The following is a 14,988-nucleotide window of genomic DNA, read 5'->3' on the forward strand; positions in this document are numbered from 1 at the left end:
CAGATACTGAATTTGTTTCAGTATCTGATCGGATAATAATTAAATGTGTATCGCTCTGTTATCAGTTGCAGCAAGTGCCGCCTCTTTTAGCGCTTCTGTATAGGTTGGATGCGCATGGCAGGTACGTGCAATATCTTCAGCAGATGCGCGGAATTCCATTGCAATAACGGCTTCAGCAATCATATCTGCAGCACGCGGACCAATCATGTGTACACCTAAAACCTCATCAGTTGCAGCATCGGCCAAAACTTTAATAAAACCATCGGTATCCATACTCGCTTTCGCACGTCCGCTGGCTTTGAAAGGGAATGAACCTGCTTTATATTTCACACCTTTTTCTTTTAACTGCTCTTCAGTTAAACCTACAGAAGCAACTTCTGGCCAGGTATAAACTACCCCTGGAATTAAGTTATAATTGATATGTGGTTTCTGACCGGCAATGGTTTCGGCAACGTAAGTACCTTCATCTTCTGCTTTGTGTGCCAGCATCGCACCGGTAATTACATCTCCAATGGCGTAAACACCAGCAACCGAAGTTTCTAAATGCTCATTTACAGGGACTTTTTTTCCTCTTTCTTCAACAGTAATACCGATTTTATCTAAACCCAGACCTTCGGTATAAGCCGTACGACCAACAGCTACGATGCAATAATCAGCGTCGAAATTTACGGCTTCACCCTTCGCATTTTCGGCAGTAACCGTTACCGTTTCACCATTATTTGTAGCACCGGTAACTTTATGATTCATAAAGAATTCCATGCCCAGGTTTTTCTTCAGTACGCGTTGAAGTTCTTTTCCTAAACTTGCATCCATTGTTGCAATGATGGATGGTAAAAACTCAATTACTGAAACTTTTGTGCCTAAACGGGCGTAAACAGAACCTAACTCCAAACCGATAACACCGCCCCCAATTACAACCATCGACTTTGGAACTTCTTTAATATTTAAAGCCTCTGTTGAGGTAATAATGCGTTTTTTATCGATTGGCAAAAATGGCAGAACTGTAGGCTTAGAGCCCGTAGCAATGATAACATTTTTAGCGGTTAAGGTCTCGGTAGAACCATCAGCCTTTGTGATTAAAACTGTGTTTTTATCTACAAATGAACCAACACCTTCGTAAGAATCGATTTTATTTTTCTTGAACAAATAAGTAATACCAGCCGTATTTTGCGCAACAACATCGTCTTTACGGGCGATCATTTGTGGCATATTTACTTTAAGGTTCTTTAAATCGATACCGTGAGTAGTAAATGTATGGGCAGCGTTGTGAAAATGCTCTGATGAATCTAACAAAGCTTTTGATGGAATACAACCTACGTTTAAGCAAGTACCTCCAAAAGTTTTATATTTTTCTATTACTGCAGTTTTTAAACCTAACTGAGCACAACGGATTGCGCCTACATAACCGCCCGGACCTGAACCGATAACAACGACATCGTATTGCATAATTTCTTAAGTATTTTAATTAGCCAAATGTATGGAAAAAAGGCGGAAAGCTAAAAGTAGAATGGGCAATAGTCTTGCAATCTTTTAGGCGTTAGACCACAAATTAATAGCCTATAGGGCATAACTGACGCTTCATTACTGAGGTCAAACAGGATAATCCCACAAAGTTCAATGTGTATAAGTCTATGAGCATAACAATATTTTACTTTAAGACTATAAAATATTTGGTTTATCCCGATACATAAAGTAAATAAGCTGGGGCTAAGTATTTGACATTTAACCCTAATTCACTATACACCTCCTAAACCATAAACTATTCACCAATCAACCATTGACTAATGAACTATTGACAAATGCCCTCTTAAACCGATTGCCCGAAAGTAAGTAAATTGTTATCCGGATCCAGCATGGAAAACTCTTTCTGCCCCCATGGTTTTGATTGCAAATGCCCATTTGGGTGGATGCTTTGTTTAGTTTCCAGCATCGAATTGTACAAACCCTCTATATCATCTGTACGGATGTAAACCTGTCCGTAGTTTTCTTTCGGATCAAGTGCTTCAAATAAAAAAAAGTGAATCTGAATATGGTCTTGTTTGACCATTAGATAATCCTTAAAATTGTCTGCGCCAATGTCTTTAAATCCTAATTTATTTACATAAAAATCTTTGGTGATTTCTTTATCACGCATTGGAAGTTTTGGGTTAATCTCTGTCAGCATATTTTTTTATTTCAAAAATGAGCAATTTTCTCAAAAGCAGCACTTGATCGAAATCAGGAAATTCGATAGTTTGCCCTAACTCTGCTTAATGTTTCGGGGGTTATTTTAAGATACGAAGCGATAAGTTTAACTGGAAAAACCTGTACAATAAGGGGTTTAACATTTTTAATATAATCATATTTTTGTGCGGGACTTAATGCATTATCGAAAAGGTAAGTCCGGTGATTCGCTTGACCAAAAATTCTTCCCAGGTTTAAGAAAGATTGCGAATTGCCAATTAACTCGTGCAGGTTAATTAAACTCAATTCGATTACCTCCGCATCCTTAAATGCTTTAATGGTTGTACCCGAAGGTATTTGATCAATCAAACTTGGGTGATTAAACATCCATTCTTTGGGTAGATGCAGGTCGATGATGGTTTCAGTTTCTTAATCAGACTGAAATTGAACGAAAGACCCAGAAAGAATGAAATAAACAGATTGGCAAACCTCACCCTGGCGCAAGACCTTATCATTTTTCTTAACTATTTTTCGCAGCGCTTTTTCTTCAAACAACAGCAGATCGTGGGGTGAAAATGTTCCTACGCCGGCTAAAATTTCCTGAGCAGACATCATAAACTATATTATTCGGAAGATAGAGTATCAAGCAATTATTGATGCGCTATTTTTCTCGTGATTAAATAAGCAACAACTATGTTCGGGAGCCAGCATAACCAGGCAACAAGCAGGTACGCTTTTATAAAATCGCCATACATTATTGTCAGAATCGGTAGCCAAATCCTCAATGTTACGGCAGCAAAACAGGCAGCATAACTATAAACCATCATTTTTTGATGTGCTGCAATTTCTCCGTGTTTAATGTGTAAATAAGCTTTTAAAGTAGTGTAAAACCAAATGATGCCCAAACAAATAAATCCTGCGGAAGAAATCCACCCGCCGGTCGCAAAAAAACCAATACAAATACCCGCTAGTGCACTGAGCAGTACAGCAACCACATAAACTTTACCTAGTTTTCGGTGTAATGTCATGCGCCTATTCCTCATCTGCGGACTAAATTGTGTCCAACCGATAAATAAAGCAATTCCTCCAAAAATGATATGCGTATAAAAACCAATGTTCCAGCAAGTGTTGCTTAACAACGATACCGACTTCGAACCTAACAATCCAAATTTTCTATCGATTAAAAAGTAAATCATTGGATAAAGCCCAATCAGCAATGCGAAAGTTGCCAATAAAATCCATAATCCTTTTTTTACCATACTGAGCGTCATGTTACTTCATACTAAGCTAATTAATTTTCAATAACTAAATCAGTTCTTTTTGTAACATAAATGTTTTGGCATTGGCAAAACTGAGGAACAGCTCATCAGCAATTTTCAGTTTTTGATGTGCCCGCACATTGCTCTGAATAGCGTAACAGGTAATACCAGCAGCCAGTGCCGATTTAACCCCATTTAAGGTATCTTCAAAAACGATGCATTCTTCTTTGGATAAGCCCAGGCGTTCTATACAAAGGTTATAACTCTCCGGATCGGGTTTAGATTTGCTTACATCTGTACGGGTGATAAACAAACTGAAATATTTAGCTAAACCATTGCGTTCAAAAACAGCTTCAACATCAATTTTCGGACTGGCTGTAACCACTGCTAGTGTAAGTCCTTTTTCGTAAGCAAATTGTACAAATTCTAAGGCATACGGCATTAGTGCTATATCAGTAGTTCTAAAACCTTCAAAAGTTATCTTTTCTCTTCTATCAATAAAGTCTGCTAAATCTTCATCAATTTTATAGCGGTCTATAATGGTTTTTGCATTTATTGGCAGCGGAATGCCTGCATAATTAATTAGCCAATCTTTAAATTCGATATGCACATTGTAGGGTTGCAAGAAAGTATTCCAACAATCGAAATGAAATTTTTCAGAATCAATCAATGTACCATCTAAATCGAAAAGCAGGGCTTTTATTTTACTCATTATAAATTTTTAACTGAATTGGTTTATGGGATTATCTCGAAAAGAAAAAACTGTTGCACCTGAGATTTACCGAAATTATTATCTACACAAAATATTAAAGAATGGTGCCCGTTGGCAAGTTTTGGTCCAAAAGTTACGCCTTCAAAATTATCGATGTGCCTGTTTAAGGTATCAAAGTCGAAAAGTAGTTTTTTGCTGAGGGGCTTAGGTGGGTTTTTCGTAAAAGATGCATTATTGATTTCATTTTCTGCACCATTCAGATCAACCAGGTAAAGTTTTAAAAAAGTATGGTCATCATGACCTTTCGCCCAGGCCCGCTCCATTACCAGAAGCAGGTGATCGTCAACGGCCAATATTTCTGAAATTCCATTTACATTCCAGTCATTATCTACAGTAGGTTTAACCGGTAAGGCGCCAAGGTGATAAGCATATTGTGCCACATTCTTTTTAGTGGCCACATCAAACTTTAAAATCCGTGTTAAAGCTTTATCATATTCAAAAGCTGCTTGCGGACCATCCTGGTAAAGTGGTTCTTCTAAACCGGCATATAAAGTTTTGTAATTATCAGCATAAGTTAATCCCTCAAACAATGCATTTTTCCGTGGACCGTTCTCTGTTTTGGTAAAGTGAAAACCTTTTGGCAGCGGAATGGTATCTAAAAATTTTCCAGTTGTAGATATAAAAGTTAAACTGGGTTGAACAATGGTCGTATCGCCATTTTTAAACAACCTTTCGCCTTCGCTGCTCCAGATCAGTTGATTGGTAATTGGATTATAACGAACGGACTCTCCATCCGGCTTCACACTTTTATCGGTTCCATATTTGGGATATTGTTTTCCATTTTCCTGTATAAGAAAATTAACTCCGGTAATCCGGATGGTATCGATTTTATTTTCTTTAAGCACAATCTTTGCGGTGTAAATCCTTGCCGGGCTAAATTGCGAAGGATCATCACTGATTATATAATACTGGTTCTGTTTTACATCATAATCAATCCCCGATAAACCACCAACAACCGTATTCTGAAAAACAGGGTTTAAGGGCATAACGTATTCATCTAGAAACCTGATAGCTGAAACACTGGTCTCATCCTGCTTAACCGCAGCATATTTAGCTACTGAACACGAGGAGAAAACAATAGCCAAGAGCGCATAAATAATGAAAAATGGGCTTACGGATTTCACATCGAAATATTTAGGTGGCAAAAATATGTTTTTTTAATGCAACAATATAGTTTTTGTCGCGGAGGCTGAGATGAGCACGGAATAATCTATTTTGTGGTGTTAGATGTTATCATCTGACACACATCAATATAACTTTAGAAACCTTACAATTAAGCAATCTTTTCAAGATAAAAATAGTCGGATGGTAACATCCGACTACACGCTAAACCCAAATAACTAAAACAGTTTACCAATAACACGGTAAGTAATATTCGTTCCGTCAACTACCTCTTCATAATAAACATCATCAGGAGAAACAAAATACTTTTCGTTTTTAATGGTCACTTCTCTGCATCCTTCAGGTAACTGGTTAATGATATCACCAATGTTATGCGTATCAGCTAAGCCATCTGTTGTATTTAAAACGCCGTCCTTTCCAGCCACTACATAGACCGTTTTACCATCAGGATTTTCTTTTTGGGTGTAATAAACACCTTTATATTCGTAATAATCAACGCCGTTAATCGTTACCCGGTTTGCATCTGATGGTAATTTTGGAACTTCAGCGCCAACTGGTGGTGTTACCACTTCATATTGATCATTATTTTGTTGATAAAACAATCCGCCAGAATAATAAAATTGTGTTGGGCCGTACCAGAATGGATAATAGCCAAATGGCAGCACATTAATCCTGACACCTAAAAATGGTCTGTAAAAACTGTAATAACTATAGTATGGTCTGTGATAAGGCCTTCCAAAACCAAATCTGTTGCCATAAGGCCTGCCATATGCCGTCCTGTAGCCTGGCCTGTAATAATTGTAGCTTGATCTGCTAGAACGGACACTGGTAGAAAAACTACTTCTGCCTGGTCCACGCATAGTCGGCTGATGGGAAAATCCACCACCTCTTGATGCACCAATTGAGCCTGATCTGCCTCCACCACCTCCACTCCTACTTGGCCGTTGTGCAGAAACACTTTCTATACTCAAGGTTGCCATCATCGCTGCTGCAGCGAAAACAACCAATGCTTTATTTATTAACCTGTTCATTGTTTTTGTGTTTAAGTCAATTATCTATCAGACGGTAAAAACGCTTAAAAGATTACCCCTTAACGCTATTTAACTAAATTTTGATAAAATGATGACGAATAGCGGATTAAGCTGCTTGAAAATACGTATAGTAAAAACACAATGTCTCATCCGTTTAGATTATCGACCACAAAGGCGCATTTTTTCATACCAGACCGCTGACCCCGGTTTTCCGACTTTCGGTTCTTCCATTTTCCACCATATATCTTCGATCGCCCCGTCATTCCTCATGCTAACAAACCTTTTACCCGCTATATTTTTCTTATCAATCATTAATCACCTATATTTAAATTTTATTCCTAAAACCAGCTTAAATGAACCTTAACAGAATTTTCAGCCTTCTATTTTGTCTGTTTCTTTCTAATGAATTAATGGCTCAACAAACCGACTCGGCTTATGTGAGAGAAAACTACACCAAAATAGAACGGCAGATTCCCATGCGCGATGGGATTAAGTTATTCACTTCCATTTACATACCGAAAAATCAATCCAAAAAATATCCATTTTTAATTAACCGTACGCCTTACACTGTTGCCCCTTACGGTGAAGATAAATACAAGCTTAGCCTGGGCAATTTCCCCGCCATGATGCGCGAAGGATTTATTTTTGTTTATCAGGATGTGCGCGGTCGTTGGATGAGTGAAGGTACATTTACTGATATCCGCCCACAACTGACTGGTAAAAAATCTAAAACAGCAATTGATGAAAGTACGGATACTTATGATACTATCGATTGGTTGGTTAAAAACGTAAAAGGAAACAATGGAAATGCTGGTATTTATGGTATTTCTTATCCGGGTTTTTATTCTACCACCTCATTGCCAAATGCTCACCCGGCATTAAAGGCTGTTTCTCCTCAGGCACCCGTTACCGATTGGTTTATGGGTGACGATTTCCACCACCGCGGCACATTATTTCTGATGGATGCCTTCAGTTTTATGAGCAGTTTTGGTGTACCGAGACCTAAACCGATTACACCAGATAAAGGGCCTAAAGGTTTTCAGTTTCCTATTCAGGATAATTATCGTTTTTATTTAGAAGCCGGATCAGTTAAAAATTTAAAAGACCGTTATTTTGCTGATAGTATTAAATTCTGGAACGATTTATTTAAACATCCAAATTTAGATACTTTCTGGAAAGCACGTTTAATTACCCCTCATTTAACCAATGTAAAACCTGCTGTAATGGTGGTGGGTGGCTTTTTCGATGCCGAAGATGCCTATGGAACTTTCGACACCTACAAAGCTATTGAAAAACAAAATCCCGGTGCCAACAATATCCTGGTTGCAGGGCCCTGGTTTCATGGCGGCTGGGTACGCAGTGATGGTTCTTTTCTCGGGGATATCAACTTTGGTAAAACTACCAGTATCGATTATCAACAGCAATACGAGCTTCCTTTCTTTAAACATTATTTAAAAGGCGAAGGAGATTTTAATGCCGCTGAGGCCAATATTTTTGTAACCGGGAGTAATGAATGGAAAAAATTCAGCAACTGGCCACCACAAGAGGTAGAAAGTAAAAATCTGTATTTACAACCTAACGGAAAGCTCAGTTTCGATAAAGTTGGCAGAACCGATAGCTGGGATGAATATGTTAGCGACCCGAATAATCCTGTACCTTATCAGGACGGTGTTCAGGCCAGACGTACCCGCGAGTACATGATAGACGATCAGCGTTTTGCAGCCCGCCGCCCGGATGTTAAAACTTATCAGACTGATGCCTTAACTGAAGATATCACCCTAACCGGACCCGTGCTGGCCAATCTGGTAGTTTCTACCACCGGAACAGATGCTGATTATGTAGTTAAATTGATTGATGTTTACCCTGAAGATGCACCAAACCCGGTACCAAATCCAAAAGATTTAATGATGGGCGGTTACGAAATGTTGGTGCGCGGAGAAATTATGCGCGGAAAATACCGCAACAGTTTCGAAAAACCCGAAGCGTTTGTTCCCGGTGCCATTACCAAAGTAAATTATCCACTCCCAGATATAGCGCATACTTTTAAAAAAGGGCATAAAATCATGATCCAGATTCAAAATTCATGGTTTCCTTTAGCCGATCGTAACCCACAAAAATTTATGGATATCTATCAGGCAGAACCACAGGATTTTCAAAAAGCAACGCATAGAATTTATCATGATGTAAATAACAGTTCGTTCCTTTCCGTTTCGGTATTGAAATAAACCCTTCCACCCCGGTTCGTGTCGCCACGAACCGAATACATAAATAACTTGCTTATTCTTAAAAATGAAATACTTTAAATTCATCATCATCCTGCTTTCAGCCTCTTCAGCTTTTGCGCAAAGCGATACAGGATATCCAAAAACAAATTACATAAAAAAAGAAGTGTACATCCCCATGCGTGATGGCACCAAACTTTTTACGGCCATTTATACTCCAAAAGATGCCTCAAAAGATAAAAAATATCCGATGATGATGCAGCGTACCTGTTATAGTGTTGCCCCTTATGGTGAAAATCAATTTCCGGCACGTTTAGGCCCATCCGAACTGATGATGAAAGAAGGGTATATCGTGGTAATGCAGGATGTTCGCGGCCGCTGGAAAAGCGAAGGTACCTGGACTAATATGACTCCCGTAATCGACAATAAAAAATCGAAGAAGGATGTTGATGAAGGCTCTGACACTTATGATACCATCGATTGGTTAGTAAAAAATGTAGCCAATAATAATGGTAAAATTGGGCAGTGGGGAATTTCTTATCCAGGCTTTTATACCGCAGCCGGGATTTTAAGCAATCACCCTGCACTAAAAGCATCCTCTCCGCAGGCACCAATTTCTGATTTCTTTTTTGATGATTTCCATCACAACGGATCATTTTTGCAAAGTTATTTCATGACCTTTCCAGTATTTGGCGTGCAGAAAACCGATACAACTTCTAAAGCCTGGTATAACAACCAAATGATTTTGCCAAAAACAAAAGATGGTTATCAGTTTGCTTTAGACTTAGGTCCTTTAAGCAATGCCGACAAATATTACAAGAATAATTTCTTCTGGCAGGAAACCGTTAACCATCCCAATTACGATGAGTTTTGGCAAAAACGTGGATTGCTGAAACATTATAACACTGTCAAACCAGCAGTAATGGTAGTAGGTGGGTGGTACGATGCAGAAGATTTATCCGGACCGTTGAATATTTACAAAACCATCGAAAAGAAAAATCCCAATGCTTATAACACCATCGTTATGGGGCCATTCGGACATGGCAGATGGAGTCGCGAAACCGGCCATACCATGCACAGTAATGTTTATTTCGGTGATAGCATTGCCACTTTTTATCAAAAAGAAATTGAAGCTAAATTTTTTAACCATTTCTTAAAGGGCAATGGAGATAAAAACTCAGGCTTGCCCGAAGCGTATATGTTCGATACCGGTAAAAAACAATGGGAAACCTTTAGCAAATGGCCAACGGAAAAAGCAAGCAAACAAAAATTATATTTAGGAGCAGATGGTAAATTAAGCATGACCGCCCCATCAGCACCTGGCTCAGCAAATTACATCAGCGATCCCTTAAAACCGGTTCCCTATACAGAAGATTTAACTACTACACTGGGTTTTACCCCGCATAATTACATGAGTGAAGATCAGCGTTTTGCAGGCAGAAGACCAGATGTTTTGGTGTACCAAACTGATGTATTGGATAACGACATTACATTAGGTGGCGAAATCATGTCGCACCTTAAAATTGCCACTACCGGCACCGATGCCGATTTTATTATAAAACTAATCGATGTATATCCAGCCGATGAGCCGAACAATCCTTACATGCCAAACAAGAACATTACCCTGAGCAATTACTGGCAAATGGTGCGTTCGGAAGTAATGCCGGCCCGTTTCCGCAATAGTTTTGAAAAACCGGAGGCTTTGGTGGCCAATCAAAAAACAGCTGTAAACTTCCAGTTGCAGGATGTATTGCACACCTTTAAAAAAGGCCACAGGATTATGATCCAGGTGCAGAGCACAGCTTTCCCCTTATTTGCCCGTAACCCACAAAAATTTGTAGAAAACCCCTATAAAGCAACTGAAGCAGATTACATTAAAGCTACACAAACGGTTTTTAATGATAGTTTTATCGAAGTTGACGTGATAAAATAAGCTCATGCTCGTTTCCAACGAGCGTGTAATAATTAGTCGTTTTTAACAATTCAATAAATAACCCTAAAACCTCGGTTCGTGTCTCCATGAACCGAAAGCGTCGGTCAATCAATAAACAAATGAAAAAATTATTCATCCTCTTTGCACTTGCTTTCAGCATTCCGGCTGCACAGGCACAGATGCTTGGCAAAAACCAGATGAACTCCCGGGCCGATAGCCTACGTGGAACCCTCACTCCATTACGTACCTGTTACGACATTAACTATTACCATTTAGACGTAAAAATCGATATTGATCAGAAATCCATCGTTGGATGCAACGAATTTGTATTTACGGCTACCCAAGATTTCACTAAACTACAATTTGATCTTTTCGATAACCTTAAAGTAGAGAAAGTGGTGTATAAGGGCGCTGATTTACCTTTTACCAGAGCAAATAATGCTGTTTTTGTAACCTTCCCTAAAGCCATAAAAAGAGGAAGCAAAGATAAATTTACCGTTTTCTATTCCGGTAATCCTTTAGTAGCAAAAACACCACCCTGGGATGGCGGTTTTATCTTTAAAAAAGATGCCGCAGGCAATCCTTTTGTTTCTGTGGCCTGCCAGGGTTTAGGAGCCAGTGTTTGGTGGCCCAATAAAGATCATCAGAGCGATGAAGTAGACAGTATGTTAATCAGCATTACTGTTCCTAAAACTTTACAGGAAATATCGAATGGTAGATTGAGAAATACGGTAGATAAACCTGATGGTTACAAACAATACAATTGGTTTGTTGCTAATCCCATCAACAACTATGATGTTACTTTTTATATCGGCAAATATGCTCACTGGCAGGATAGTTATAATGGCGAAAACGGCAAACTGAGCATCGATTACTGGGCTTTACAAACCGACAGTGCCAAAGCCCGTCCACATTGGGAAGCCGATGTTAAACCCATGTTAAAATGTTTCGAATATTGGTTTGGCCCATACCCATGGTACAAAGACGGTTATAAACTGGTTCAGGCACCACATTTAGGGATGGAACATCAAAGTGCAGTAGCTTACGGCAATCAGTTTAAGCCAGGTTATTTAGGTAAAGATTTAAGTGGCACCGGCCATGGCTTAAAATGGGATTTTATCACCATCCACGAGAGTGGCCACGAATGGTTCGGCAATAGCATTACCGCAAAAGATATCGCCGATATGTGGATCCACGAAGGTTTTACCAATTATTCGGAGGTCCTTTTTACCGAATGTACTGAGGGTAAAGCAGCCGCTGATGAGTATGTAATTGGATTACAGCAAATCATCCGTAACGACGTGCCTGTAATTGGTCCTTATGGGGTAAACAAAGAAGGCTCTGGCGATATGTATCCAAAGGGTGCAAATCTGGTTAATATCATTCGTCAACTTATTAATAACGATGAAAAATTCAGGCAGATTCTACGTGGATTAGGCAAAACATTCTATCATAAAACCGTAACCACCGCCGAAATCGAAAACTACATAACCAAACAAAGTGGGCTAAAATTAGATAAAGTTTTTGATCAGTATCTCCGTTATTCCAAGCCGCCGGTTCTGGAATATAAGATCAACAACGGCATCCTATCCTATCGTTGGTTAACGGATGCTAAAGGATTTGATATGCCCGTACGCGTAACCTTAAAAACCGGCGCTTATACTTTGATCAAACCGACAAATGATTGGAAAACCATTGCTGTAGATGCCAGCATAAATGCTGATAACTTTAAACACGATCCATTGTTTTACATCCTTACAAAAAGGTTACAGTAGAAAATTAATAATAAAGAAAATTAAATTTTATGATACGCAACTTTTTGAAAAAACCAACGTCTTATAGAAAAAGCTCATTATTTATCTAAAAAAACAAAATCTATAACCATGAAAAAAGTATTTGCCATATTATTAGCCTCCCTAACCTTAAGCTTTAGCATTAATGCCGTTGCAAAAGATCAGATCAACATCGCCACTTCTAAAAATAATGGGGATGACAGAGAGGTAAAAAATTTCAACGGCGTTGCAGCCGCAGGCCCTATCAATGTAATTGTAACACTCGGGAATAGCGAAAGCTGTCGTTTAGAAGGTGATGCAGAGGCAATTGCTTCAATCGTTACTGAAGTAAAAGGCCGTGTTCTGGTCATCCGTCCGCAAACCAGCATTACCAGCTGGTCCAGAAAATACGAAGGTAAAAAAATTACAGCCTATGTATCGGCAAAAGAATTAGCGAGTTTAACGGTTAGCGGTGATGGAAGCTTAACCGTAAACGGAAAAATCAGCACAGGGAACCTTACCACAACTGTGAGCGGTTCAGGAAATATTAAAGCTACAGCAGATGTAGATAATTATAGCGGTGTAATCAGCGGATCAGGCGCGATTAACATTACTGGAGGTGCAGACCATGCGAAAGTAGTGATCAGCAGCTCAGGCACTTTTGCAGGTAAATCTTTTTCTACAAAAACGTTAACCAGCACCATTAGCGGTTCAGGAACGGTGAACATTGCCGTAAGCGATAGTATTAAAGCAGTCATCAGCGGATCAGGAAACGTAAATTATTCAGGCAATCCAACTGTTGATAAAACGGTTATTGGCTCAGGTGGCGTAAGAAAAGTATAAGATCAGATTCATCATCTTGAAGGAACGCCCCGGAGAAATTCGGGGCATTTTTTTGTCTCTTTAATCTCTTCCATGGTTCGTATCTTCTCGAACCACAATTGCGAACCTTAAAAATGAATTACCGCCCTGCCCACCTAACTCAGGTTGAAGTGATACCTGTAATGACCGAGGAAGTGAAGCGTGCAAGCGTAAAACGGAAACAGAAATAATGTTGTACACAAGCCCTGTGCTCAGCAACCTATCTTATTTTTTCGGAAATCAAATACAGAAGCCCTTGGGTTTATAGCAGTCCCGCCATTTGCTTTAGCCCTGATGAAGAATGAGGAACTGCCGCTGCTATCGGGTTCAGGATAGAAAGGTCTGCCCAAGTAATTTAAACCTGACAGGAGCGGGCACGAACGCAGTGAAGTAAAGCGGATGGCAGGACTTTCGGAACCGATGCCCCCAGGAACCTGCTTTTCAAAAAAAGAAAATTGTATTTCAACAAAACAACTGTTGGTACTCCATACAAAAAAGATTTATTATGATGCAAAAACACAGGATACGAAACGGTATTCAGATCAAAAAATTATATTTGCTTAACAAGCTCCATCTAATGAAAAAAATATTTTTAGCCTTTTTATTAATCTGCACAAATTACCTTGTAAATGCGCAGGATCAAACACTCGACAAAAAATACCGCCCGGTAGTTACCAGCTTTATCAAAGTTGTTAAAAGCGGAAATATAGAAAAGCTGAGCAGTAAAATTAAATATCCTTTAAACAGGACCTATCCTATCCCACCCATTAAAAATAAACAGGAATTTGTTAAACGGTACAAAGAAGTTTTTGATGATAATTTAACCAAAAAGATCATTAACTCCAAGGTTGAAACCGATTGGGACGCCGTTGGTTGGCGCGGGATCATGTTGTTAAACGGCGAGTTATGGCTTGATACCGACGGGAAATTAATTGCCGTTAATCACCAATCGAGGTTAGAAGCCAAAGAACAGGCCAGGTTGATAAATGTTGATAAAAATAGCCTTCACTCCTCAATCAGCAATTTTGCGCAACCGGTTCTCGTTTTCGAAACCGCTCAGTACCGGATCAGGATTGATGATCTTGGCAATAACAATTACCGCTATGCCTCATGGCCGATAAAAAGCAAAATGAGCGATAAGCCTAAATTAATTTTAACCAATGGTAAATTTACACCTGATGGTAGCGGAGGCAACCACAATTACCAATTTAAAAGCGGCGACAATTTATATACCTGCTTCATCATTGTAATAGGCGAGAAAGATGCTCCACCCGCACAATTGGTAATTAGTAAGGCCGGAAAAGAAATATTATCTCAACCTGCGAAAAAAATCAATCTTTAATTATTGAAAGATGCTTACCGAAACACTAAAAAAACTTTTTAACCGAGATCTGAGCAAGCTGAAATCCGAAATTGAAGCTTACCAGAAAGAAGAGAATCTATGGCGGATAGACCATGGCATTGCAAATCCGGCCGGGAACCTTTGCCTGCACCTTGTGGGTAACCTGAATACTTACATCGGCGCTGTTTTAGGTGGCACCGATTATATCCGGAACCGCGAACTGGAATTCTCCTTAAAAGATATTCCAAAGCAAGAGCTGATCAATATGATTGAAGCAACCATAAATGTTGTTAGCAAAACTTTAGATCAGGTAAGCCAGGAGCAGATGGATAACGAGTATCCGATAATGGTATTGGAAGAAAAAACGACTACCGAATTTTTCCTCGTTCACCTCAGTACACATTTAGCTTACCACCTGGGGCAGATTAATTATCACCGGAGGTTATTGGATAAATAATTTAATACGTGATTGCGAACAGCAGCTTGGGACTAAGCGCAAGCGTGAAGCAAT

At 39.2% G+C, this 14,988-nt stretch carries 14 protein-coding genes; 6 read left to right on the plus strand and 8 right to left on the minus strand.

Annotated features, from left to right (window positions below; translation table 11 throughout):
• Window positions 1-39 precede the first annotated feature (39 nt).
• The 8 genes from lpdA to BLR60_RS18495 form a co-directional block, all read right to left on the minus strand.
• A complete protein-coding gene (gene lpdA / locus BLR60_RS18465) occupies window positions 40-1,446 on the minus strand; it encodes a dihydrolipoyl dehydrogenase (RefSeq protein WP_090502517.1) in 1,407 nt (468 codons plus the stop codon).
• A 361-nt stretch (window positions 1,447-1,807) separates the two neighbouring features.
• On the minus strand, window positions 1,808-2,164 hold the full coding sequence (locus tag BLR60_RS18470) for a bleomycin resistance protein (RefSeq protein ID WP_090502519.1): 357 nt from the start codon (window positions 2,162-2,164) through the stop codon (window positions 1,808-1,810).
• Window positions 2,165-2,217: 53 nt separating this feature from the next.
• Complete coding sequence (locus tag BLR60_RS25115; protein ID WP_208600675.1) at window positions 2,218-2,532, minus strand: cyclic nucleotide-binding domain-containing protein; 315 nt, start codon at window positions 2,530-2,532, stop codon at window positions 2,218-2,220.
• Between the two features lie 60 nt (window positions 2,533-2,592).
• Window positions 2,593-2,778, minus strand: coding sequence for a cyclic nucleotide-binding domain-containing protein (locus tag BLR60_RS25120; RefSeq protein WP_208600676.1), 186 nt, complete (start codon window positions 2,776-2,778; stop codon window positions 2,593-2,595).
• 35 nt (window positions 2,779-2,813) lie between these two features.
• Window positions 2,814-3,422 (minus strand): DUF2306 domain-containing protein, encoded by a 609-nt coding sequence (locus BLR60_RS18480; protein ID WP_090502681.1) that lies wholly within the window; start codon window positions 3,420-3,422, stop codon window positions 2,814-2,816.
• 46 nt (window positions 3,423-3,468) lie between these two features.
• Window positions 3,469-4,134: an HAD family hydrolase gene (locus tag BLR60_RS18485; RefSeq protein WP_090502521.1), complete on the minus strand. Its 666-nt coding sequence runs from the start codon at window positions 4,132-4,134 to the stop codon at window positions 3,469-3,471.
• Window positions 4,135-4,157: 23 nt separating this feature from the next.
• The gene (locus BLR60_RS18490) at window positions 4,158-5,318 is read right to left on the minus strand and encodes an esterase-like activity of phytase family protein (RefSeq protein WP_090502523.1); all 1,161 of its coding nucleotides are present in this window, start codon (window positions 5,316-5,318) and stop codon (window positions 4,158-4,160) included.
• A gap of 216 nt (window positions 5,319-5,534) precedes the next feature.
• Window positions 5,535-6,347 carry a DUF6515 family protein gene (locus BLR60_RS18495; protein WP_090502526.1) on the minus strand — a complete coding sequence of 271 codons (813 nt, stop codon included), beginning with the start codon at window positions 6,345-6,347 and terminating at the stop codon, window positions 5,535-5,537.
• Between the two features lie 353 nt (window positions 6,348-6,700).
• Between BLR60_RS18495 and BLR60_RS18500 the strand changes: the two genes are divergently transcribed.
• From BLR60_RS18500 to BLR60_RS18525, 6 genes are all read left to right on the plus strand, one after another.
• Window positions 6,701-8,572 carry a CocE/NonD family hydrolase gene (locus BLR60_RS18500; RefSeq protein WP_090502529.1) on the plus strand — a complete coding sequence of 624 codons (1,872 nt, stop codon included), beginning with the start codon at window positions 6,701-6,703 and terminating at the stop codon, window positions 8,570-8,572.
• A 64-nt stretch (window positions 8,573-8,636) separates the two neighbouring features.
• A complete protein-coding gene (locus tag BLR60_RS18505; protein WP_090502531.1) occupies window positions 8,637-10,502 on the plus strand; it encodes a CocE/NonD family hydrolase in 1,866 nt (621 codons plus the stop codon).
• Window positions 10,503-10,621: 119 nt separating this feature from the next.
• The gene (locus tag BLR60_RS18510) at window positions 10,622-12,277 is read left to right on the plus strand and encodes a M1 family metallopeptidase (RefSeq protein WP_090502683.1); all 1,656 of its coding nucleotides are present in this window, start codon (window positions 10,622-10,624) and stop codon (window positions 12,275-12,277) included.
• A gap of 108 nt (window positions 12,278-12,385) precedes the next feature.
• On the plus strand, window positions 12,386-13,117 hold the full coding sequence (locus BLR60_RS18515) for a head GIN domain-containing protein (protein WP_090502533.1): 732 nt from the start codon (window positions 12,386-12,388) through the stop codon (window positions 13,115-13,117).
• A gap of 595 nt (window positions 13,118-13,712) precedes the next feature.
• Window positions 13,713-14,477 carry a hypothetical protein gene (locus BLR60_RS18520; protein WP_090502535.1) on the plus strand — a complete coding sequence of 255 codons (765 nt, stop codon included), beginning with the start codon at window positions 13,713-13,715 and terminating at the stop codon, window positions 14,475-14,477.
• A gap of 10 nt (window positions 14,478-14,487) precedes the next feature.
• Window positions 14,488-14,934, plus strand: a complete 447-nt coding sequence (locus BLR60_RS18525) for a DUF1572 family protein (RefSeq protein ID WP_090502537.1) — start codon at window positions 14,488-14,490, stop codon at window positions 14,932-14,934.
• Window positions 14,935-14,988 lie beyond the last annotated feature (54 nt).

This window comes from Pedobacter terrae (genome assembly GCF_900100705.1).
Lineage (GTDB): Bacteria > Bacteroidota > Bacteroidia > Sphingobacteriales > Sphingobacteriaceae > Pedobacter > Pedobacter terrae.

Bases quoted from the DNA above. Each gene is read 5' to 3' on its own strand.
- lpdA (WP_090502517.1), bottom strand. From the start codon at position 1,446: ATGCAATACGATGTCGTTGTTATCGGTTCAGGTCCGGGCGGTTATGTA.
- BLR60_RS18470 (WP_090502519.1), bottom strand. From the start codon at position 2,164: ATGCTGACAGAGATTAACCCAAAACTTCCAATGCGTGATAAAGAAATC.
- BLR60_RS25120 (WP_208600676.1), bottom strand. From the start codon at position 2,778: ATGATGTCTGCTCAGGAAATTTTAGCCGGCGTAGGAACATTTTCACCC.
- BLR60_RS18480 (WP_090502681.1), bottom strand. From the start codon at position 3,422: ATGGTAAAAAAAGGATTATGGATTTTATTGGCAACTTTCGCATTGCTG.
- BLR60_RS18485 (WP_090502521.1), bottom strand. From the start codon at position 4,134: ATGAGTAAAATAAAAGCCCTGCTTTTCGATTTAGATGGTACATTGATT.
- BLR60_RS18495 (WP_090502526.1), bottom strand. From the start codon at position 6,347: ATGAACAGGTTAATAAATAAAGCATTGGTTGTTTTCGCTGCAGCAGCG.
- BLR60_RS18500 (WP_090502529.1), top strand. From the start codon at position 6,701: ATGAACCTTAACAGAATTTTCAGCCTTCTATTTTGTCTGTTTCTTTCT.
- BLR60_RS18505 (WP_090502531.1), top strand. From the start codon at position 8,637: ATGAAATACTTTAAATTCATCATCATCCTGCTTTCAGCCTCTTCAGCT.
- BLR60_RS18510 (WP_090502683.1), top strand. From the start codon at position 10,622: ATGAAAAAATTATTCATCCTCTTTGCACTTGCTTTCAGCATTCCGGCT.
- BLR60_RS18515 (WP_090502533.1), top strand. From the start codon at position 12,386: ATGAAAAAAGTATTTGCCATATTATTAGCCTCCCTAACCTTAAGCTTT.
- BLR60_RS18520 (WP_090502535.1), top strand. From the start codon at position 13,713: ATGAAAAAAATATTTTTAGCCTTTTTATTAATCTGCACAAATTACCTT.
- BLR60_RS18525 (WP_090502537.1), top strand. From the start codon at position 14,488: ATGCTTACCGAAACACTAAAAAAACTTTTTAACCGAGATCTGAGCAAG.